Below are 19828 nucleotides of genomic sequence, written 5' to 3'. Positions count from 1 at the left end.
CTGTCGGCCTACCATCCAAGGGTCTTGGCCAGAGTCAACTTGAACGTGCGCCCCTTGCCGTCGTCGCCGGCGAGGTTGTTGCGATACTGCTTGTCGAAGAGGTTTTCCACAGCGCCGCGGACCTCGAAGCCGGCCATCATGCCCTCGTCCGGCTTCCAGTCGGCGAACAGGTCATGCACGGAGTAGCCGCCGAACCCGCCCGCACGCGCGGTGGCGCCGGTGCCGATGGAGCCGGCAAAGAGGCCGCGCCAGCCGAAGGACAGGTCGTAGTCCGGCAGGCGGCCGCCGAGCGTCACGGCCAGCGTGTCGGCCGGGATGGTGGTCAGCGTGGCGCCGGTCGCCTTGTCCTCGCCGTGGATGTGGCTGAAGGCCAGGCTGCCGAAGAAGAACTCCGAATCGTAGGCCGCTTCCACCTCGACGCCCATGATCTCGGCGGCGTTGATGTTGACATAGTACGAGACCGGGGTCGCCAGACCGCGCGCCGGGTTCGGGGCGATCATGTCCTTCAGGTCGTTGTAGAAGCCGGTGGTCTTGACCTGCAGGCCGTCGCCGGAGGTGAACAGGTCGAACGCCTGCATGGTGAAGCCGACCTCGACCGCGTTCGAGCTCTCCTTGGTCAGGTTCGGGCTGACGGTCCGCCCGCCCGGATAGCTGGCATCGCCCGGGTTGGTCGAGTAGAGCTCGTCCAGCGTCGGCACGCGCTCGGTATGGGCGAGCGAGCCGAACAGCGAGAACGTGTCGTTCAGCTTGTACATCACCGCGAGCTTGGGCGAGAACGCCGTCTCGTTCCGCTGGTTGCCGCCGATGACGCTGCCGGACGGATCGAGGTTGACGAAGTCGACGCGCACGCCCGGGATGAGGGTCAGCCGGTCGTTCCAGATCAATTCGTTCTGGGCGAAGAAGCCGAACTTGGTGTCCGTGCCCTCGGGGTGGAACGAGACCTTGCCGAGCACGGTGTCGGCCACGCGCTCCTGGTAGCTGACCTGGGTGCCGAAGGTGAAGTAGTTGCGGATGGCGTCGCCTTCGTAGTCGAAGGTGTTCTGCAGCCGGCCCGACCAGGTGCGGTAGGCGTACTCGCTGTCGAAGAACAGCGGCGAGGGAATCGGCGCCGAGGCGTTGCTCTGGTTCACCTGAGTGTCCGAGAAGGACAGGTTCAGCTTCAGATCGAGCCAGCGATTGTCGCTGGCCGGGTTCTCGTAGGCGAAGACCACCGTCTGGTCGGTGATCTCGCGGTCGATGGTGCCGAAGGGCAGAGTGCCGGTCTGCGAGTAGGCCGTGTCGTCCGCATCGCTCTGCCAGCGCTCGTAGGACAGGCGGACCGACTGCTCGTTGTTGTCGCCGAAGCGGTGGACGATCTTGGCAAGGCCGGAGAAGGAGTCGAAGTCGGAGCCGGGGACCGGCTGGCCGAGGCCGTTCTCGTACTCGCCGGAGCGGCGGAAGTTGCCGTTGAGCAGCATCGAGGTCTGGTCGGAAAAGGCGTAGGCCGCGGTGACCGACGCCATCGCGCCGTCCTTGTTGGAATCGTACATTGTCTTGAGACGCACGGCGGCGGTCTGGCCCGGCTTGATGAAGTCTTCCGGATCCTTGGTGGTGAAGTTGATCACGCCGCCGATGGCGCCCGCCCCGTAAAGGGTGGACGAGGCCGGGCCGCGCAGCACTTCGACCTGCTTGTAGAGCTCGGGATCGGAGAAGAACGAGCCCATGCGGTACTGCTCGTAGAACTTCACCGCGCCGTCGACCGCGACGATGATCTTCGATTCGTCCGACGAGCCGAGATCGCCGATGCCGCGGATGTTGAAGGACTGGCCGCCGATGCGGTCGCTGCCGACGATGGTGACGCCCGGCACCTGGCGGAACAGCTCGCCGATGGTCATCGCCTGCTCGGCGTCGATGTCCTCCTGGTCGAGGACGGTCACCGCCTGCGGCGTGTCGATCGCCACCTTCTCGGCGCCCGCGCCGACGACGATGCGCTGCAGCATGGTCGCGCGGCCGGGATCGCCCTCGGCCGCCACGTCCTGCGCCAGGGCGCCCGAAACGCCGCTCAGCGCGCAAAGCGCGACGCCGCTCATCAAGACAGCAGCCCTGCCCGCCGCCGTCCTTTCAGTCCTGTACGAGCCTGCCAGCCCCATTTGACATCTCCAATCGTGCTCGATCGCTCGCTGGCATGCGCTTGCTTGCTCGTCGAATGTTGATAAAACTTGAGAAACTTGCTCAGGTATTGATGTCGTTACAAAACATGAGTAATTGAGTCAAGTATGAGATCGGCATTCCGATCACAGGCAACCCGTTCGGCACCTTAGCCAGCACAGCCTTTCCGCCGGAAACCCGCGGTAGCGCGCATGAGCCGCGCCGGACACCGCCTTCCCCGGAAAGGTGCAAGCCCAGGTCGAACCCGACCGGCCCGCATGGACGCGAGCCCGCCAGGCGCGGATCGCGGCACGGCCGCTTGCAACAAGGTGACCCCATGACTCGCGAAACTACCGATTACGAACACGTCCGCCGCATGCGCGCCGAGAACCCGAAGATGCGCGAGCGCGACCTCGCCCGCATGCTGGAGCTGAGCGAGGCGGAATTCGTCTCCGCCTTCTGCGGGCTGGGCGTCGGCCGCATCGAGATCCGCTTCGACGAGATCTTCAAGGGGCTGGGCGGCGTCGGCGAGGTCATGGCGCTGACCCGCAACGAAAGCGCGGTGCACGAGAAGATCGGCGTCTACGACCGCTTCGTGCCGGGCAAGCGCGCGGCGATGATGCTGGGCGCGGACATCGACACGCGCATGTTCCCCACCGCCTGGGTGCACGGCTTCGCGGTCGCCAAGACCGGCGAGGACGGCGTGGAGCGCCACAGCCTGCAGTTCTTCGACGTCCACGGCGATGCGGTGCACAAGGTGCATACGCGCCCCGGCACGGACATGGCCGCCTGGACCGCGCTGGTGGAGAGCCTGCTCGCCGACGACCAGGAGCCGGGCCTCCTGACCGAGGTCACGCCGGCCGAGATCTCCGCGCGCCCGGCGCTGGAGCGCGACAAGGAAGACGCGCTGCGCGAGCGCTGGCAGGCGCTGACCGACACGCACCAGTTCCACGGCATGCTGCGCGATCTCGACCTGCACCGGCTGAACGCGCTCAACCTTGCCGGCGACGACTATGCCTGGCCGCTGGCCGAAGGCGCGGTGCCGGCGATGATGCAGGCGGCGGCCGACAGCGGCCAGCCGATCATGTGCTTCGTCGGCAATCGCGGCTGCATCCAGATCCATTCCGGACCCATCGCCAAGATCGCGCCGATGGGCCCCTGGATCAACGTGATGGATCCAGGCTTCCACCTGCACCTGCGCACCGACCACATCACCGAGGCCTGGGCCGTGCGCAAGCCGACCAGCGACGGCCACGTGACCTCCATCGAGGCCTACGACGCCGACGGCACGCTGATCATCCAGTTCTTCGGCGTGCGCAAGGAAGGCAAGGTCGAGCGTGCCGACTGGCGCGAGCTGGTCGAGGGGCTGGCGCGCCCTGAGACCGTCGCCGCCGAGTGACCCAACACAAGTCTGGACGGACCATGACCCTGCTTTCCCCGCGGCCGCTTGGCCGCATGCTTGCAATTTGGCCGCTTGGCCGCACGCTCCGCCGCATCGCCCTTGCGGCGGTGCTCACCCTGCCCGCCTCCCCGGCCTTTGCCGAGGAGGCCGCCGACATTTCGGGCGCGCAGCGCATCGTCGCCATCGGCGGTTCGGTGACCGAGATCGTCTATGCGCTCGGCGAGGAAGGCCGGCTGGTGGCGCGCGATTCCACCAGCGGCTTCCCGCAGGCCGCGACCGAACTGCCCGATGTCGGCTACATGCGCGCGCTCTCGCCCGAGGGCGTCTTGTCGGTGAAGCCCGACGCCATCCTGATGCTGGAGGGCAGCGGCCCGCCGGAAGCGCTCGCCGTGCTGCGCGAGGCAGGCGTGCCTTACGTTTCGGTGCCCGAGACCTTCGACCGTGCCGGCATTCTCGGCAAGATCGAGAAAGTGGGCGAAGCGATCGGCGCGGGCGACAAGGCCGCAAAGCTCGCCGAGCAGGTGGGCGCGGAACTCGATGCCGCCGTCACGGAAGCGAAGGCGCTCGGCCGCGAGGCGCGCGTGCTCTTCATCCTGTCGATGAACGGCGGGCGGATCCTTGCTTCCGGTACGGGAACGGCCGCCAACGGCATGATCGAGCTGGCCGGCGCGACCAACGCCATGGGCGTGTTCGAGGGCTACAAGCAGATCAACGACGAGGCGCTGATCGCCGCGGCCCCCGACGTGATCCTGATGATCAGCCGCGGCGAGGGCCACACCGCCTCCGCCGAGCAGGTGTTCGCCAATGCCTCGCTGGCGCAGACGCCGGCCGGGCAGAACAAGCGGCTGATCCAGATGGACGGGCTCTACCTGATCGGCTTCGGCCCGCGCACCGGCGCTGCCGTGCGCGACCTGTCGGCAGCGCTCGCCGGCATGGGCCTTTAAAGGAGGCGCGCCCGATGAGCCTGACCTCCTCGTCCCTGTCCGAACGGCTGCTGCCCGAGCATGTGGTCGCCCGGGCGCGCCTCGGCGACCGCGAGCCGCTGGCGCGGCTGGTGATCGCCGGGCTCGCCGTGCTGCTCGTTGCGGTGATGCTGTTCTCGCTGACCACCGGCGCGCTGCAGATCAGCCTGTCGGCCGTCGTCAACGGGCTGTTCGGCCAGGGCGAGGCGGCCAGCCCGTCGGATCTGCGCGACCGGATCGTGCTGATGGACGTGCGGCTGCCGCGCGTCCTGCTCGGCGCACTGATCGGCGCGGCTCTGGCGGTTTCGGGTGCGGTGATGCAGGGCCTGTTCCGCAACCCGCTCGCCGACCCCGGCATCGTCGGCGTGTCGGCAGGCGCAGGCCTCGGCGCTGCCTCGATGATCGTGCTCGGCACCACGGCGCTGTCGCCGGTGGTCGCCGTGCTCGGCATCTACGCGCTGCCGCTGGCGGCGTTCCTCGGCGGTCTCGTCACCACCTTCGCGCTCTACCGGATCGGCACGCGCGGCGGCATGACCTCGGTCGCGACGATGCTGCTGGCAGGCATCGCGCTGGCGGCGCTGGCGGGGGCTGCGACGGGCCTCCTGGTCTTCATCGCCGACGACCAGCAGCTGCGCGATCTCAACTTCTGGGGGCTCGGCTCGCTGGCCGGCGCCAACTGGGAAAAGATCCTGGCAGCCGGGCCGATCATTGCCATCGTGCTGGTCGGCGTGCCGTTCCTGGCGAACGGGCTCAACGCGCTGGTGCTGGGCGAGGCCGCGGCCGGGCATCTGGGCATCCGCGTGCAGCGGCTGAAGCGGATCGCCATCGTCGCGGTGGCGGCGGCGACCGGCGCCTCGGTTGCGGTCAGCGGCGGCATCGGTTTCGTCGGCATCGTCGTGCCGCATCTGCTGCGGCTGACCATCGGCCCGGACCACCGGTTCCTGCTGCCGGCCTGCGCGCTGCTGGGCGGCAGCCTCTTGATCCTCGCCGACACGGTGAGCCGCACCATCGTCGCCCCGGCAGAGCTGCCCATCGGCATTCTCACTGCGCTCGCCGGCGCGCCGTTCTTCCTGTGGATCCTGCTTCGGCGGAAAGGGCTGGTCACCTCATGAGCATGCCTGCGACCCCCACTCTCGAGATCGAGGCGCTGCACGTCTCGCTGGGCGGCACGCCCATCGTGCGCGATGTCTCCTTCACCGCGAAGGCCGGCCAGGTGACGGTGATCGTCGGGCCGAACGGCTCGGGCAAGAGCACGACGCTGAAGGCGGTGACCGGCGAGCTGCCGCATGGCGGGCGGGTGCGGCTCAACGGCACGGACGTCGGCGGCCTGCCGCCGGAAGCGCTGGCGGGCCTGCGCGCGGTGCTGCCGCAGCAGGCGAGCCTGACCTTTCCGCTGACCGTCGCCGAGGTGGTGCGGCTCGGCATCCGCCGCGGCGCGCTGATCGCCGGCTCGCCGCACCGGCGCATCGCCGAAGCGCTGGAGCGGGTCGATCTCGACGGCTTTGCCGCGCGCGACTACCACTCGCTGTCGGGCGGCGAGCAGCAGCGGGTGCAGCTCGCCCGGGTGCTGTGCCAGGTCTGGGAGCCCTGCCCGGACGGCGTGCCGCGCTGGCTGTTCCTCGACGAGCCGATCTCCAGCCTCGATATCCGCCACCAGATCCTGATCATGGATGTCGCCGCCGACTATGCGCGGGCCGGCGGCGGCGTGGTCGCGGTGCTGCACGACCTCAACCTGACGGCGCTCTATGCCGACCATATCCTGGTGATGAAGACCGGCCGGCTGCTGTCGCAGGGAACGCCGAAGCAAGTGATCACCGACCGGCTGGTGTCGGAGGCGTTCGACCACCCGTTGCGGGTGTCGGCGGTGCCGGCGGGCGAGGTTCCCTTCATCCTGCCGCAGGCGGCGGGACCGGCCGCGGCGGTGCGCTGAAATTTGTCGCCCTGTCAGGCTGCCGCTTGAGATTTTTTGCCTGTCTTAGGCAACAGCCAGGCATTCCTGCCTGTCTTAGGCAGCAGCCTGACAGGTTGCACAGGTGCCGCGCAGTTCCACCGTCGACTTGCGCACGACGAACCCGTACTTGCCGGCAAGGTCGCGCAGGTGATGGGCGAGATGCGCGTCGTTGAGCTCGCGCACCTGTCCGCAGGTCTCGCAGATGGCGAAGGCGGCGGTCTCGTGCCCCTCGCAGTCGGGATGACGGCAGGCGACGAAGGCGTTGATGCTTTCCAGCCGGTGCACGGCGCCCATTTCCACCAGCTTGTCGAGCGCGCGGTAGACCTGCGGCGGGGCGCGGAAGCCCTCCTCGCGCAGCTGGTCGAGGATGGTGTAGGCGCTCAAGGGCGCGCCGGCGCGTTCCAGCGCCGACAGGACCAGGGTCTGGTTGCGCGTCAGGCCAGACAGGGTTTCTCCGCTCATCGACTGGTCCTCATCACTTGGCTTCCCCCGGGCGCGAGCCCTTTTCGTCCCTGCCGAACAGCTTCGGCAACCATCCGGCGACCGGCGACAGGCTGGCGAGAAACAGCACCAGCGCCGCGACGACGATGGACGGCCCCGACGGCGTATCCCACTCCAGCGAGGCGAACAAGCCGCCGACGACGGCAATGGCGCCGACAAGGGCCGCAATGACGGCCATCTGCTCCGGTCCGCCGGACAGGCGGCGCGCGGTGGCGGCCGGAATGATCAGCATCGCCGTGATCAGCAAGACGCCGACGATCTTCATCGAGATGGCGATGACGGTCGCCAGCAGGATCATGAAGATGAGGTTGGCCCGGTCGGGGTGCAAGCCCTCCGCCTCGGCCAGTTCCCGGCTGATCGTCGCCGCAAAGAGCGGCGTCCAGATCATGACCAGCACGGCCAGCACCGCAGCACCGCCGACATAGACGGCGAGAATGTCGAATTTCGACACGGCGAGGATGTCGCCGAAGAGGAAGCCCATCAGGTCGATGCGCACCCAGCTCATGAAGGCGAGCGCGACGAGGCCGAGCGCCAGCGAGGAATGGGCGAGCAGGCCGAGCAGCGCGTCCGACGAGAGCGAGGCCCGGCGCTGCAGGCCGAGCAGCGCCAGCGAGACCAGCACCGAGACGGTGAAGACCGAGAGCGTGATGTTGACCTGCATCAGGAAGGCCAGCGCCACGCCGAGGAGCGCGGCATGCGAAAGCGTGTCGCCGAAATAGGCGAGCCGCCGCCACACGACGAAGCAGCCGAGCGGCCCGGCAACGAGCGCGACGCCGACGCCGGCAATCAGGGCGCGCAGGAAGAAGTCGTCAAGCATGGCGCCCTCCGGCCGGGGATGCGGCAGCGCCCCCTGCCCCGTGATCATGGTCATGGTCGTGATCATGATCGTGGTCGTGGTGATGGTGGTGGCCGTCGTCCGGGTGGCAATGCTCGGTGATGCTGCCGTCGGCATGCATCACCCGCCCGTCCGCCAGATGGGTGTGGTCGTGATGATGCTCGTAGACGGCGAGCGTCGCATCGGCGCGGGCGCCGAACAGCTGCCGGTAGGCCTCGCTCGAGGCGACCGCCTTCGGCGCGCCCTGACAGCAGACATGGCCGTTGAGGCAGACGACATGATCGGTTGCCGCCATCACCACATGCAGGTCGTGCGAGATCAAGAGGATGCCGCAGCCGATGTCGTCGCGGATGCGGCGGATGAGATCGTAGAGCGCGACCTCGCCGGAAAAGTCGACGCCCTGCACCGGCTCGTCGAGGACGAGAAGGTCCGGCTTGCGGGCCATGGCGCGGGCGAGCAGCGCGCGCTGGAACTCGCCGCCCGACAGGTTGCGCATCTCGGCGCGGCGCAGGTGCGGAATGCCCGTCGCCTCCAGCACGCGGTCGGTCTCGCGCGAGGAAATGCGGCCGGTGAGCGAGAGGAACCGCTCGACGGTGAGCGGCAGCGTCCAGTCGATGCTGAGCTTCTGCGGCACATAGCCGACGGCAAGGCCGGGGCAGCGCTCCGCCCTGCCCTCGCTCGGGGCGATGAGCCCGAGCGCGGTCTTGGCCGTGGTGGACTTGCCCGAGCCGTTCGGCCCGATCAGGGTGACGATCTCGCCCCGGCGCACGGCCAGGTCGACGCCGCGCACCAGCCAGCGGCCGTCGCGGAACACGCCGGCCGAGGTAAGGCGGACGAGATCCTCTCCGGCGGGCCTCGATGGGGTCGTCAACATGGGGCTGGGTCCTGATTCACGCGGCCATCCTCCAATGCTCCCGCGCGGCGGGCAAGTCCCGCGCGTTTCGCAGTGCGGGAGTTTTTTCGACAGAGGGTCCGACAGGGGCTTGCCCGTCTGTATCTCACACGTTATAGCGTAACGCAACAATGTAATCTTATAACATGTCAGCCGATACGGAGACGATCATGACGCTTGCCCGCACACTGCTGCTGTCCGCCTCGCTGCTGGTTGCGACGAGTGCCGCAGGGCATGCCGCACCGAAGGTGGTGGCCTCGATCAAGCCGGTCCATTCGCTCGTCGCCTCGGTGATGCAGGGTGTGGCCGAGCCGCAGCTGATCATCGAGGGCGCCGGATCGCCGCACACCTACAGCCTGCGCCCCTCGCAGGCGCGGGCGCTGCAGGAGGCCGACCTGATCTTCTGGATCGGCCATGAGCTGGAGGCCTTCCTTGAAAAGCCGGTCGAGACCATCGGCACCGGCGCGAAGTCCATCGAGCTGATCGACGCGCACGGCCTCGTCAAGCTGCCCTTCCGCGAGGGCGGCGCGTTCGAGGGCCATGATCATGGGGAGCACGGGGGGGAGCATGGACATGCCGACCATGACGAGGACAAGCACGACGACCATGCCGGCCACGACCATGACGAGACGCATGGGCATGACGACGGGCACGGGCATGCCCATGGCGCCTTCGACGCGCATATCTGGCTCGATCCGGAAAACGCCAAGGCCATGGTGAGCGAGATCGCCGAGGCGCTGTCGGCAGCCGATCCGGACAACGCCGCTGCCTATGAGGCCAATGCGGCCAAGACCGTCGAGCGGATCGAGACGATGCGCACCGACATCGACGCGCGGCTGGCGCCGCTGCGCGGCAAGGGCTTCATCGTCTTCCACGACGGCTACCAGTATTTCGAGAAGCGCTTCGGCGTGACCGCCTCCGGCTCGATCACCGTCAGCCCGGAAGTGATGCCGGGCGCGGAGCGCGTCACCGAGATCAAGGCACGCATCGGCGAGCTGGGCGCGACCTGCGTCTTCGCCGAGCCGCAGTTCGAGCCGAAGCTGATCCAGGTGGTGACCGAGGGCACCAAGGCCCGCTCGGGCGTGCTCGACCCGCTGGGCGCGGAGCTTGCCGACGGGCCGGACCTCTATTTCGGCCTGATCGACGGGCTCGCCAGCTCGATGGAACAGTGCCTTGGCAGCAACGGCTGAGGCTTTCCCCTCCCCCAAGGGGATGGGAGGCCGTGCCCTTCTCTCAGGATGTCATCCCGGTCAAGCAAAGCGCAGAACCGGGAACCATTGGCACCCGCAGCAAGCGTGAGGCGGAGGGCGTTGGCGGTCTCCCCGGCTGTCATACCTGCGAAGGCAGGTATCCAGTATCCGCCGGGATGGGCAGGTTTGCGCAAGCAGTTCCCCAGCCTCGGCGAGGGGCGCTCGCGGCGACGTCACGGCTCGGGCCGCACGACCTGGGGTTACTGGATCCCGGTCTTCGGCTGCGCCGAAACCGGGACGACAGGCGGAGCGTGGGCGCGCGTCGGCGTGTCCTCGCAACCGCTCTGGGAACGAATGGGCCCCGGATCTCGCGATGCTCGTCCGGGGTGACGGCAGAGAGGATGCGAGGCCGTGCCCTTCTCTCAGGTTGTCATTCCGGCGCGCGCTCCGCGTGCCCAAGGGTACGGCCGTGGGAATAGAAGATCGTGGCGGTTCCGGCCGCCATTCTTTCGGTCAAGCAATGTTATGTAATAACATAATAAGCCAATCCGGCGCTGGCAGCCTCCGCCTGCCCGCCGTCAACCAGGAGTTTTCGCGATGGACAATCGCCTCCCCGTCACCGTCCTGTCCGGCTTTCTGGGCGCCGGCAAGACGACCCTGCTCAACCACATCCTCAACAATCGCGAGGGGCTGCGGGTCGCCGTCATCGTCAACGACATGAGCGAGGTGAACATCGATGCCAGCCTGGTGCGCGAGGGCGGCGGCAACGTCTCGCGAACCCAGGAGCGGCTGGTGGAGATGACCAATGGCTGCATCTGCTGCACGCTGCGCGAGGACCTGTTGCGCGAGGTGCAGGCGCTGGCGACAGAAGGCCGCTTCGACCACCTGGTGATCGAATCCACCGGCATTTCCGAGCCGCTGCCGGTCGCCTCGACCTTCGAGTTCCGTGACGAGGAGGGCGAGAGCCTGAGCGACGTGGCGCGGCTCGACTCGATGGTGACGGTGGTGGATGCGGCAAGCCTCCTGAAGGACTACGGCTCCACCGACTTCCTCACAGAGCGGGGAGAATCGCTCGGCGAGGAGGACGAGCGCACGCTGGTCGACCTGCTCGTCGACCAGATCGAGTTCGCCGACACGATCATCCTCAACAAGGTGAGCGATGCCCGCCCGCAGGACCTTGCAGCCGCGCGCCAGATCGTGCGCGGTCTGAACCCGGACGCGGTGGTGATGGAAACCGACCGCTCGGCGGTCCCCTTGCGCGACGTGCTGGGCACCGGCCGTTTCGACTTCGAAAAGGCGCATGAACATCCGCTGTGGTTCAAGGAGCTGAACGGCTTTGCCGACCATGTGCCGGAAACGGAGGAATACGGCATCCGCTCCTTCGTCTACCGGGCGCGCCGGCCCTTCGCCCCGCGCGCGCTGAGCCGCTTCGTGCACAAGAGCTGGCCGGGGGTGATCCGCGCCAAGGGCTTCTTCTGGCTGGCGACGCGGCCGCAGTTCGTCGGCGAGATCAGCCAGGCCGGCGCCTTCGTCACCACCGAAAAGCGCGGATTGTGGTGGTCGGCGGTGCCGCGCCAGCACTGGCCCGAGTCGCCCGACTGGCGGCGGGCGATGGAGCCCTACATGCATCCCGTGTGGGGCGACCGGCGGCAGGAGATCGTCTTCATCGGCACCGCCGGCATGGATGAAGCGGCGATCCGGGCCGAGCTCGACGCGGCACTGGTCGCCGACACCGGCTTCCATCCGGAGCGCTGGACCGGGCTCGACGACCCCTTCCCCGCCTGGGGCAGCGCGGCGGCCTAGGTCGTGAACTCATAATTCTGACGAGAAACGGTATGCCCGAACCCGATCGGATACAAGAAGCAAGACCGCAGGAAACCATCAGGTTTTCAAGGGTTTGCGACGCTGTTGCCGGCGGGTTCCGGCATACCCGAAGGGCGTCGGTCGAGCTGCGATCTGCGGCGTCGGACCGCTCGGCCGGGGGACCTGCCCCGGCCCTCGCGATCCTCCTGGCATATCTTTGCCCGACCGGACGCCGTTTCCGGCACAATTATGAGTCCACGACCTGAACCAGCGACGATGGCTTTGGGTGATTGGCCTTGAAGCGGTCCCCGTCATCTGCCAGTTTGGCGGCGATGGTTGCCGACGGCCGAACCGCCAGAGGCATGAAAAGGGAACACGGTGAGGCGTACCCATCAGGGGCCGAGACCGTGGCTGCCCCCGCAACTGTAAGCGGCCGGGGCCGACGTCCTTTACCGGACGAATGGCCCAGGCCCAGCCGCACGATGCCACTGCCCGAAGCCGGGCGGGAAGGCGCGGCCGGGCCGGACCCGCGAGCCAGGAGACCTGCCATCTCCCGCAACGACGACCGGACGGGGTGTTCCGGGAAGGTAGCCATGACACGCAACGATTCCATCTTCCGCCCATCCAGGGTCTTTGTCCGCAGCCTGCCGAACCTTGCGGCCGAACGCGCGGGGCAGCGCCATGGCGCATGATCTCGCGCTCGGCGAACGCCGCATGGAGGCAGCGCCTGAAATGCGCCGGCACTGCATCACCGTATGCACCACCTGCCGGGACCCGGAAACGCGCGCGCGCCCGGGTGCGGACCTCATCGAGACCCTGAACGCGGCGCTTGCCGAAAACGGTCTGGCGCATGTGAGCGTTGAGGGCGCGGCCTGCATGGCCGGCTGCTCGCGCCCCTGCACGGTCGCCTATCAGGCCGAGTGCAAGGCGAGCTATCTCTTTGGCGACATCGAGCCGGCGCGCGACGTGGAGACGCTTGTCGCCTTCGCCCGGCAATATGCCGAGCTCGAGGACGGCTGGTGCTCCTCGCTGCAGCGCCCGGACGGGCTGAAGGGCAAGACGCTGGCGCGCATGCCCGCCCTGCCCGCTTTCGCCCCCGGAGTGCCGGGGCGGAGGGACAGCGCATGAGCCATCACAGCGGAACCCCGGTGGTGCTGGAGCTGCAAAAGGTCGGCTACCGGCCGCGCGGCGCGGATGCGCTCCTCTCCGACCTGACGCTGCATGTGCATGACGGCGAGATCCTCGTCGTCGCCGGGCCCAATGGTGCCGGCAAGTCGACGCTGATCCGGCTGATCGCCGGGCTGAGCGAACCGACCGGCGGCGAGATGCGGCTCGGCGGCAAGCCGTATCGCGACGTGCCTATCACCGAGCGCGCCCGCATCATCGCCTATGTCGGCCAGAGCGAGGAAAGCTGCGACCGGCTGACCGTCTCGCAATATGTCTCGCTCGGCCAGCTGCCGCATCACCGCACCGGCGGGCGCGAGGCGAGCACCAGGGCGACCGACGAGGCGCTGGCGCTGGCCGACCTGACGCGGTTTGCCGGCCGGCGCATGGGCGAGATCTCCGGCGGCGAACGCCAGCGGGCGAAGATCGCCCGCGCCGTCTGCCAGCGCCCGCGCATCCTGGTGCTGGACGAGCCGACCAACCATCTCGATCCGCTGGCGCGCGGCGAGCTGCTCAGCCTCGTCTCCGGCCTCGGCATCACCGTGGTGGCGGCCCTGCACGACCTCACCCTGATCGAAGCCTTCGCCAGCCATGTGGCGCTGATCCAGGACGGACGGCTGGTCGCCCACGGCCACCCGGTCGAGGTGCTGTCGAGCGAGCGGGTGCGCGCGGTCTTCAGCGTCGACATGCACCGGATGCAGCATCCGGTCGAGGCCCGCCAGATCAGCGTGCTGGACATCCCGATCGAAGGGCGGTTCGGCGCCGCAACCCTGCCGGGAGAGGCACCCCGACCAGCCGCACCCGGTGCTCCGCATCTGCGTGCGGTGGCAACGCGCGGCTGAGCCGCGCCCTCACCTTTTTCCAGAGTTTTCACGGTTTTTCATCCTCACCAGGAGTCTGTCCCCCATGACCCGTTCCGGCCTCAAGCGCCTGTCCCTGTTCGCCGCCGCGATGGCCTTCGCCGCGCCGGCCCTCGCCTTTCCCGTCACCGTCGACAATTGCGGGACGCCGCTGACCTTCGAGGCGGCGCCCGAACGCATCGTGGTGCAGGACATCAACATGAGCGAGATGGCCTTCGCGCTCGGCCTGCAGGACCGCATGGTCGGCGTCAGCGGCATCAGCGGCTGGTACAAGACCAGCGAGGCGTTCGACCGCAAGCGCGGCGACATCCCCGAGATCGCGCCGAAATATCCGACGCTGGAAAATCTCGTTGCCGCCGATCCGGATCTGTTCTTCGCCGGCTGGTATTACGGCATGAAGCCGGGCGGCGACGTTACCCCCGACACGCTGGCGCCGCACGGCATCAAGACGCTGATCCTCACCGAAAGCTGCGTCCATCTGGACAAGGCGCGGCCCAAAGCCTCGCTCGACCTGCTCTATGGCGACATGCTGCGGCTCGGCACGATCTTCGGCAAGGAGACCGAGGCGCAGGCGCTGGTGGACGGCTGGAAAGCGCGGATGGCGGAGCTCGCCGCGCGCATCGGCGAGAACCGCGAGATGAAGGTGTTCCTCTACGATTCCGGCGAGGACAAGCCCTTCACCGCCGGGCGCTTCGCCATGCCGACGGCAATGATCGAGGCGGCCGGCGGGCGCAACGTCACCGCCGAAATGGAGACCAGCTGGGGCACCACCTCGTGGGAGGCGGTGGCGGCGGCCGACCCGCAGTTCATCATCCTGCTCGACTACCAGGACGGCGGCGGGGCGGACAAGCTGCGCGCCTTCCTGGAAGCCCATCCGGTGATGAGCCAGACCGAAGCTGTGAAGAACGCCCGCTATCTGCCTCTGCGCTATGAGGAACTGACGCCGGGACCGGCGAACATCGAGGGCATCGAGCGGCTCGCCCGAGCGATGCATCCGGAGGCGTTCTGAGCCATGCGGCTGGCGCTGGTCCTGACGGTAAGCCTGCTCGCGGTCATCGCGCTGCTGGTGGCCGCCGTTGCCATCGGCTCGACGCCGCTGCCGGTGCGCGCGGTGATCGACGCGCTGGCCGGCGGCGACGGGCCGACGGCGCGCATCGTCATGGACCTGCGCCTGCCGCGGGCGCTGCTGGCGCTGCTGGTTGGGGCCGGGCTCGGCACGGTCGGCTGCCTGCTGCAGACGACGACGCGCAACGACCTGGCCGATCCGTTCCTGTTCGGCCTGTCCTCGGGCGCGGCGGCCGGGGCGGTGCTGGTGATCACCGTCACCGGCGATCTTCTCGGCCTGTGGACGCTGCCGCTCGCCGCCTTTGCCGGCGGCATGGCCGCCTCGGTGATCGTGCTGGCGCTGATCGCCCGGCTCGGCGACCGGGGGCCGGCACGGCTGGTGCTGGCGGGGCTTGCGGTCTCGTTCCTGTTCATGGCGCTGACCAACTACCTGGTCTTTGCCGGCGACCAGCGGGCCGCCCATTCCGTGCTGTTCTGGACGCTGGGCGGGCTCGGCCTTGCCCGCTGGGACCTGTTGCCGATCGCGGCCCTCGGCCTTGCCGCGATCCTCGCCTTCGCCTTCTTTCGCCACCGCAATTTCGACGCGCTGCTGGCCGGCGAGGACACCGCGCGCACGCTCGGCGTCGACGTGGTGGCGCTGCGACGGACGACCTTTCTGGTGTGCGCCTTCGCAACGGCCGCCTTCGTGTCGATCAGCGGCGTCATCGGCTTCGTCGGGCTGATGGTGCCGCATATCGCCCGCGCGCTTGCCGGGCCGATGCACGGGCGCTTCGTGCCGGTGGCCGCGCTCACCGGCGCCGCGCTGCTGCTGGTCAGCGACATCGCCGCGCGCACCCTGCTGGCGCCGCAGGAACTGCCCATCGGCATCGTCACCACGTCGCTGGGCGCGGTCTTCGTGCTGGCCCTGCTGACCCGCGAGCCATAGGGCTGATCAACCGGGCACGCAGGACGTCACCTTCTTCAGGCAGCGCAGCGAGAAGCTCGACTTGGAATGGCGCAGGCCCGGGATCGGGAACAGCCGCTCGCGCAGGAATTCCTCCACGCCCTTGGTGCCGCTCGCCGCGACCTTGACGAAATAATCGCAGTCGCCGGCCATCAGATAGACCTCCAGCACCTCCGGGATCTCCGCCATCGCCTTGCCGAAGCCCTCCAGCGCTTCCGGGTCGTGCCGCTCCAGCGAGACCTCGATCATCACCGTCTCGCCGACGCCGAGCGCCTCGTGGTCGAGCACCGCCGTGTAACCGGAGATCACGCCCTCCTCCTCCAGCCGCCGCACCCGCTGCCAGCACGGGCTCGGCGACAGGCCGACCTCGCGCGCCAGCTCCGTGTTGGACAGGCGGCCGTTGGCGACCAGCGCCTTGAGGATGCGGCGGTCGATGTCATCAAGCTGTCGCGCCACAACACGTTCCTCCTTCATATCGCGTCATTGCAGAAGGATATTTCACACATGGGTAAAATCGAAGCAAATTCAGCATGAAATTTCACGCATAGCGGGCAATAGTATTGGAAACACCCGAGACCTGACCGCCCGACACCCCCGGTGCACGGGCCCGCAACTCATGCCATCGTCAGGAACCGGGCGCATTTCAGGCGAGGAGGCGCCGTACATGGATTTTGCGCTGTCCGAGGAGCAGACCCTCATTTTCGACATGGCCCGCGACTTCGGCCGGGAGGCCATCGCGCCCCATGCCTATGCCTGGGAAAAGGCCGGCACCATTCCGCGCGAGGTGCTGCGCCAGGCGGGCGAACTCGGCTTCGGCGCGCTCTACGTGCCGGAAGAGTATGGCGGCACCGGCCTGACCCGGCTGGACGCGGCGCTGGTCTTCGAGGCGCTGTCGGAGGCTTGCCCCTCCGTCGCGGCCTTCATCTCGATCCACAACATGTGCGCCGGCATGATCGCCAATTACGGCAGCGAGGCGCTGCGCGAGCGCTACCTCGCCCCGCTCGCGAGCATGGACAGCATCGCCTCCTACTGCCTGACCGAGCCGGGCTCGGGCTCGGACGCGGCGGCCCTGCGCACCCGCGCGGCGCGCTCGAACGAGGGCTACGTGCTGAACGGCAGCAAGGCCTTCATCTCCGGCGGCGGCTATTCCGACGTCTATGTGGTGATGTGCCGGACCGGCGAAGACGGCCCCAAGGGCATCTCGACGCTGGTGGTCGAGGACGGCAGCGAGGGCCTGTCCTTCGGCGCTGCGGAACACAAGATGGGCTGGAAGGCGCAGCCGACCGCCCAGGTGCAGTTCGACGACTGCGCGGTGCCGGCGGCGAACCTGCTCGGCGAGGAAGGCAAGGGCTTCGCCTATGCCATGAAGGGCCTCGACGGCGGCCGGCTGAACATCGCCGCCTGTGCGCTCGGCGGCGCGCAAGGGGCGCTGACCGCGGCGACCCGCTACATGGGCGAGCGCAAGGCCTTCGGCAAGACGATCGACCAGTTCCAGGGGCTGCAGTTCCGCCTCGCCGACATGGAGATCGAGCTGCAGGCCGCGCGCGTGTTCCTGCGCCAGGCGGCGTGGAAGCTCGACCAGGGCGCCGCGGATGCGACCAAGCATTGCGCCATGGCCAAGCGCTTCGTCACCGACACCGCGTTCCGCGTCGCCAACGACGCGCTGCAGATGCTGGGCGGCTACGGCTATCTCGAGGATTACGGCATCGAGAAGATCGTCCGCGACCTGCGCGTGCACCAGATCCTGGAAGGCACCAACGAGATCATGCGCGTGATCGTCGCCCGTGCCATGCTGGCCGAGCGCGACCGTTCCTGAATTGCCCCGCGGTGCGCCGGGTGCGCGCCGGACGGACTTGCACACTTGTCGACGAAGGAGTTTTCATGACCGCTCCACGACCGCTTTCCCTTCACGTACCCGAGCCCGGCTGCCGGCCGGGCGACACGCCGGACTTCTCCGATTTCGAGATCCCGCGCGCCGGTGCGGTGCGCCGGCCGGCCATCGATGAAGCGCCGGAGGACATGCGCGACATGGCCTTTTCGGTCGTGCGCGTGCTGAACAAGGCCGGCGAAGCGGTCGGCCCCTGGGCGGGGCTGCTCGACGCCGAGGCGCTGCGCACGGGCCTGCGCCACATGCTGACCCTGCGCCAGTTCGACGAGCGCATGCTGAAGGCGCAGCGCCAGGGCAAGACCAGCTTCTACATGCAGCATCTGGGTGAGGAGGCCGTGTCCTGCGCCTTCCACATGGCGCTGCAGGACGGCGACATGCACTTCCCCACCTATCGGCAGGCCGGTCTGCTCATCGCCAGCGGTTATCCCATGACCGACATGATGAACCAGATCTACTCCAACGCTGCCGACCCGCTGAAAGGCCGCCAGCTGCCGGTGATGTACTCGGCGCGCGACCACGGCTTCTTCACCATCTCGGGCAATCTCGGCACGCAGTTCATCCAGGCGGTGGGCTGGGCGATGGCCTCGGCGATCTCCAACGACACCAAGATCGCCGCCGGCTGGATCGGCGACGGCTCGACCTCGGAGAGCGACTTCCACGCCGCGATGGTCTTCGCCTCCAGCTACAAGGCGCCGGTGATCCTCAACATCGTCAACAACCAGTGGGCGATCTCCACCTTCCAGGGCATGGCGAGGGGCGGCGCCGTCACCTTCGCCGCGCGCGGCCATGGCTTCGGCATTCCCTCGATCCGCGTCGACGGCAACGACTATCTCGCCGTCCATGCGGTGGCGAGCTGGGCGGCGGAGCGCGCACGCACCAGCCTCGGCCCGACCTTGATCGAGCACGTCACCTACCGCGCCGGCGGGCACTCGACCTCGGACGACCCGTCCGCCTACCGCTCGAAGGAGGAGTTCAGCGCCTGGCCGCTCGGCGAGCCCATCGACCGGCTGAAACGGCATCTCATCACCATCGGCGAATGGTCGGAGGAGCGCCACACCCAGGCGCTGGCCGAGATCACCGACGAGGTGCGCGCCTGCCAGAAGAAGGCGGAGGCCAACGGCACGCTGATCTCCGGGCCGAAGCCCTCGCCGCGGGCGATGTTCGACGACGTCTATGCGGAGATGCCGCCGCATCTCCAGCGCCAGCGCCAGGAAGCGGGGTTCTGACATGGCACGGATGAGCATGATCGAGGCGATCCGCAACGCCCATGACCTCGCCATGGACCGGGACCGGCAGGTCGTCGTGTTCGGCGAGGATGTCGGATATTTCGGCGGCGTGTTCCGCTGCACCGCCGGCCTGCAGAAGAAATACGGCAGCAACCGCTGCTTCGACGCGCCGATCAGCGAGAACGGCATCGTCGGCGCCGCCGTCGGCATGTGCGCCTACGGCTTGAAGCCGGTCGTCGAGATCCAGTTCGCCGACTACATGTACCCGGCCTACGACCAGATCGTCAGCGAGGCGGCGCGCATGCGCCACCGCTCCGCCGGGCAGTTCACCTGCCCGATGGTGATCCGCATGCCGACCGGCGGCGGCATCTTCGGCGGCCAGACCCACAGCCAGAGCCCGGAGGCGCTGTTCACCCATGTCGCCGGCCTGAAGGTGGTGGTGCCGTCCAACCCGCGCGATGCCAAGGGCCTGCTGCTCGCCTCCATCGAGGACCCGGATCCGGTGATCTTCCTGGAGCCGAAGCGGCTCTACAACGGTCCCTTCGACGGCCATCACGACCGGCCCGTCGTCTCGTGGAAGAACCACGAGCTCGGCGATGTCAGCGAGGATTATTTCACCGTGCCGCTGGGCAAGGCGAAGATCCGCCGCGAGGGATCGGCGCTGACCGTTCTGGCCTACGGCACCATGGTCTTCGTCGCCCAGGCGGCGGCGGAGGAAGCGGGCGTCGATGCGGAAATCATCGACCTGCGCACGCTGCTGCCGCTGGACCTGGAGACCATCGAGGCCTCGGTGAAGAAGACCGGGCGCTGCGTCGTCATCCACGAGGCGACCAAGACCTCCGGCTTCGGCGCGGAGCTGAGCGCGGTGGTGCAGGAGAGCTGCTTCTATCACCTGGAAGCGCCGATCGTCCGCGTGACGGGCTGGGACACGCCCTACCCGCATGCGCAGGAATGGACCTATTTCCCGGGTCCCGAGCGGATCAAGCGCGCCTTCGCGCAGGTTCTGGAGGGCTGATTCC

The 19828-nt window shown here is 68.2% G+C and carries 18 protein-coding genes and 1 riboswitch; of the genes, 13 read left to right on the top strand and 5 right to left on the bottom strand.

Annotated elements, in window-relative coordinates; all coding sequences use genetic code 11:
* Positions 1-8 precede the first annotated feature (8 nt).
* Complete coding sequence (locus GH266_RS23150) at positions 9-2069, bottom strand: TonB-dependent receptor domain-containing protein (RefSeq protein WP_158195955.1); 2061 nt, start codon at positions 2067-2069, stop codon at positions 9-11.
* 395 nt (positions 2070-2464) lie between these two features.
* Between GH266_RS23150 and GH266_RS23145 the strand changes: the two genes are divergently transcribed.
* The 4 genes from GH266_RS23145 to GH266_RS23130 are packed head-to-tail and all read left to right on the top strand — an operon-like array spanning position 2465 to position 6421.
* Entirely contained in the window at positions 2465-3526 is a 1062-nt protein-coding gene (locus tag GH266_RS23145; protein WP_199270409.1) for a hemin-degrading factor, read from the top strand.
* A 23-nt stretch (positions 3527-3549) separates the two neighbouring features.
* A complete protein-coding gene (locus GH266_RS23140; protein ID WP_158195954.1) occupies positions 3550-4473 on the top strand; it encodes a heme/hemin ABC transporter substrate-binding protein in 924 nt (307 codons plus the stop codon).
* 14 nt (positions 4474-4487) lie between these two features.
* The gene (locus tag GH266_RS23135) at positions 4488-5603 is read left to right on the top strand and encodes a FecCD family ABC transporter permease (protein ID WP_158195953.1); all 1116 of its coding nucleotides are present in this window, start codon (positions 4488-4490) and stop codon (positions 5601-5603) included.
* 2 nt (positions 5604-5605) lie between these two features.
* Positions 5606-6421, top strand: coding sequence for a heme ABC transporter ATP-binding protein (locus GH266_RS23130; RefSeq protein WP_209001686.1), 816 nt, complete (start codon positions 5606-5608; stop codon positions 6419-6421).
* A 75-nt stretch (positions 6422-6496) separates the two neighbouring features.
* Here the strand turns inward: GH266_RS23130 and GH266_RS23125 are convergent, their stop codons facing one another.
* The 3 genes from GH266_RS23125 to GH266_RS23115 are packed head-to-tail and all read right to left on the bottom strand — an operon-like array spanning position 6497 to position 8652.
* A complete protein-coding gene (locus tag GH266_RS23125; protein WP_158195951.1) occupies positions 6497-6904 on the bottom strand; it encodes a Fur family transcriptional regulator in 408 nt (135 codons plus the stop codon).
* A gap of 13 nt (positions 6905-6917) precedes the next feature.
* Positions 6918-7760, bottom strand: a complete 843-nt coding sequence (locus GH266_RS23120; RefSeq protein ID WP_158196373.1) for a metal ABC transporter permease — start codon at positions 7758-7760, stop codon at positions 6918-6920.
* A complete protein-coding gene (locus GH266_RS23115; RefSeq protein ID WP_199270408.1) occupies positions 7753-8652 on the bottom strand; it encodes an ATP-binding cassette domain-containing protein in 900 nt (299 codons plus the stop codon). Before GH266_RS23115 ends, GH266_RS23120 begins: the two co-directional genes overlap by 8 nt.
* Before the next feature lie 188 nt (positions 8653-8840).
* Between GH266_RS23115 and znuA the strand changes: the two genes are divergently transcribed.
* From znuA to GH266_RS23085, 6 genes are all read left to right on the top strand, one after another.
* The gene (gene znuA / locus GH266_RS23110; RefSeq protein WP_158195950.1) at positions 8841-9860 is read left to right on the top strand and encodes a zinc ABC transporter substrate-binding protein ZnuA; all 1020 of its coding nucleotides are present in this window, start codon (positions 8841-8843) and stop codon (positions 9858-9860) included.
* 597 nt (positions 9861-10457) lie between these two features.
* Positions 10458-11663: a GTP-binding protein gene (locus GH266_RS23105; RefSeq protein WP_158195949.1), complete on the top strand. Its 1206-nt coding sequence runs from the start codon at positions 10458-10460 to the stop codon at positions 11661-11663.
* A gap of 316 nt (positions 11664-11979) precedes the next feature.
* A riboswitch (cobalamin riboswitch) is annotated at positions 11980-12228 on the top strand.
* 116 nt (positions 12229-12344) lie between these two features.
* Positions 12345-12791: a DUF1636 family protein gene (locus GH266_RS23100; RefSeq protein ID WP_244953743.1), complete on the top strand. Its 447-nt coding sequence runs from the start codon at positions 12345-12347 to the stop codon at positions 12789-12791.
* Positions 12788-13669, top strand: coding sequence for an ABC transporter ATP-binding protein (locus GH266_RS23095; protein WP_158195948.1), 882 nt, complete (start codon positions 12788-12790; stop codon positions 13667-13669). Before GH266_RS23100 ends, GH266_RS23095 begins: the two co-directional genes overlap by 4 nt.
* Before the next feature lie 64 nt (positions 13670-13733).
* Positions 13734-14696: an ABC transporter substrate-binding protein gene (locus GH266_RS23090; RefSeq protein ID WP_244953742.1), complete on the top strand. Its 963-nt coding sequence runs from the start codon at positions 13734-13736 to the stop codon at positions 14694-14696.
* 3 nt (positions 14697-14699) lie between these two features.
* A complete protein-coding gene (locus GH266_RS23085) occupies positions 14700-15677 on the top strand; it encodes a FecCD family ABC transporter permease (RefSeq protein WP_158195947.1) in 978 nt (325 codons plus the stop codon).
* A 6-nt stretch (positions 15678-15683) separates the two neighbouring features.
* Here GH266_RS23085 and GH266_RS23080 read toward each other — a convergent pair whose 3' ends face one another.
* Positions 15684-16151: an Lrp/AsnC family transcriptional regulator gene (locus GH266_RS23080; protein ID WP_158195946.1), complete on the bottom strand. Its 468-nt coding sequence runs from the start codon at positions 16149-16151 to the stop codon at positions 15684-15686.
* A gap of 208 nt (positions 16152-16359) precedes the next feature.
* Here GH266_RS23080 and GH266_RS23075 point away from each other — a divergent pair, with 208 nt between their 5' ends.
* From GH266_RS23075 to GH266_RS23065, 3 genes are all read left to right on the top strand, one after another.
* The gene (locus GH266_RS23075; RefSeq protein ID WP_158195945.1) at positions 16360-17511 is read left to right on the top strand and encodes an acyl-CoA dehydrogenase family protein; all 1152 of its coding nucleotides are present in this window, start codon (positions 16360-16362) and stop codon (positions 17509-17511) included.
* Positions 17512-17576: 65 nt separating this feature from the next.
* Positions 17577-18809 (top strand): 3-methyl-2-oxobutanoate dehydrogenase (2-methylpropanoyl-transferring) subunit alpha, encoded by a 1233-nt coding sequence (locus GH266_RS23070; RefSeq protein ID WP_158195944.1) that lies wholly within the window; start codon positions 17577-17579, stop codon positions 18807-18809.
* A gap of 1 nt (position 18810) precedes the next feature.
* Entirely contained in the window at positions 18811-19824 is a 1014-nt protein-coding gene (locus GH266_RS23065; protein ID WP_158195943.1) for an alpha-ketoacid dehydrogenase subunit beta, read from the top strand.
* The last annotated feature ends 4 nt before the right edge of the window (positions 19825-19828 follow it).

The organism is Stappia indica (genome assembly GCF_009789575.1).
Classification (GTDB): Bacteria; Pseudomonadota; Alphaproteobacteria; order Rhizobiales; family Stappiaceae; genus Stappia; species Stappia indica_A.
Note: the sequence above shows the minus strand (reverse complement) of the source record. Positions and strands in the feature narration are given on the sequence as shown.

Bases quoted from the DNA above. Each gene is read 5' to 3' on its own strand.
- GH266_RS23150 (WP_158195955.1), bottom strand. From the start codon at position 2,069: ATGAGCGGCGTCGCGCTTTGCGCGCTGAGCGGCGTTTCGGGCGCCCTG.
- GH266_RS23145 (WP_199270409.1), top strand. From the start codon at position 2,465: ATGACTCGCGAAACTACCGATTACGAACACGTCCGCCGCATGCGCGCC.
- GH266_RS23140 (WP_158195954.1), top strand. From the start codon at position 3,550: ATGACCCTGCTTTCCCCGCGGCCGCTTGGCCGCATGCTTGCAATTTGG.
- GH266_RS23135 (WP_158195953.1), top strand. From the start codon at position 4,488: ATGAGCCTGACCTCCTCGTCCCTGTCCGAACGGCTGCTGCCCGAGCAT.
- GH266_RS23130 (WP_209001686.1), top strand. From the start codon at position 5,606: ATGCCTGCGACCCCCACTCTCGAGATCGAGGCGCTGCACGTCTCGCTG.
- GH266_RS23125 (WP_158195951.1), bottom strand. From the start codon at position 6,904: ATGAGCGGAGAAACCCTGTCTGGCCTGACGCGCAACCAGACCCTGGTC.
- GH266_RS23120 (WP_158196373.1), bottom strand. From the start codon at position 7,760: ATGCTTGACGACTTCTTCCTGCGCGCCCTGATTGCCGGCGTCGGCGTC.
- GH266_RS23115 (WP_199270408.1), bottom strand. From the start codon at position 8,652: ATGTTGACGACCCCATCGAGGCCCGCCGGAGAGGATCTCGTCCGCCTT.
- znuA (WP_158195950.1), top strand. From the start codon at position 8,841: ATGACGCTTGCCCGCACACTGCTGCTGTCCGCCTCGCTGCTGGTTGCG.
- GH266_RS23105 (WP_158195949.1), top strand. From the start codon at position 10,458: ATGGACAATCGCCTCCCCGTCACCGTCCTGTCCGGCTTTCTGGGCGCC.
- GH266_RS23100 (WP_244953743.1), top strand. From the start codon at position 12,345: ATGGCGCATGATCTCGCGCTCGGCGAACGCCGCATGGAGGCAGCGCCT.
- GH266_RS23095 (WP_158195948.1), top strand. From the start codon at position 12,788: ATGAGCCATCACAGCGGAACCCCGGTGGTGCTGGAGCTGCAAAAGGTC.
- GH266_RS23090 (WP_244953742.1), top strand. From the start codon at position 13,734: ATGACCCGTTCCGGCCTCAAGCGCCTGTCCCTGTTCGCCGCCGCGATG.
- GH266_RS23085 (WP_158195947.1), top strand. From the start codon at position 14,700: ATGCGGCTGGCGCTGGTCCTGACGGTAAGCCTGCTCGCGGTCATCGCG.
- GH266_RS23075 (WP_158195945.1), top strand. From the start codon at position 16,360: ATGGATTTTGCGCTGTCCGAGGAGCAGACCCTCATTTTCGACATGGCC.
- GH266_RS23070 (WP_158195944.1), top strand. From the start codon at position 17,577: ATGACCGCTCCACGACCGCTTTCCCTTCACGTACCCGAGCCCGGCTGC.
- GH266_RS23065 (WP_158195943.1), top strand. From the start codon at position 18,811: ATGGCACGGATGAGCATGATCGAGGCGATCCGCAACGCCCATGACCTC.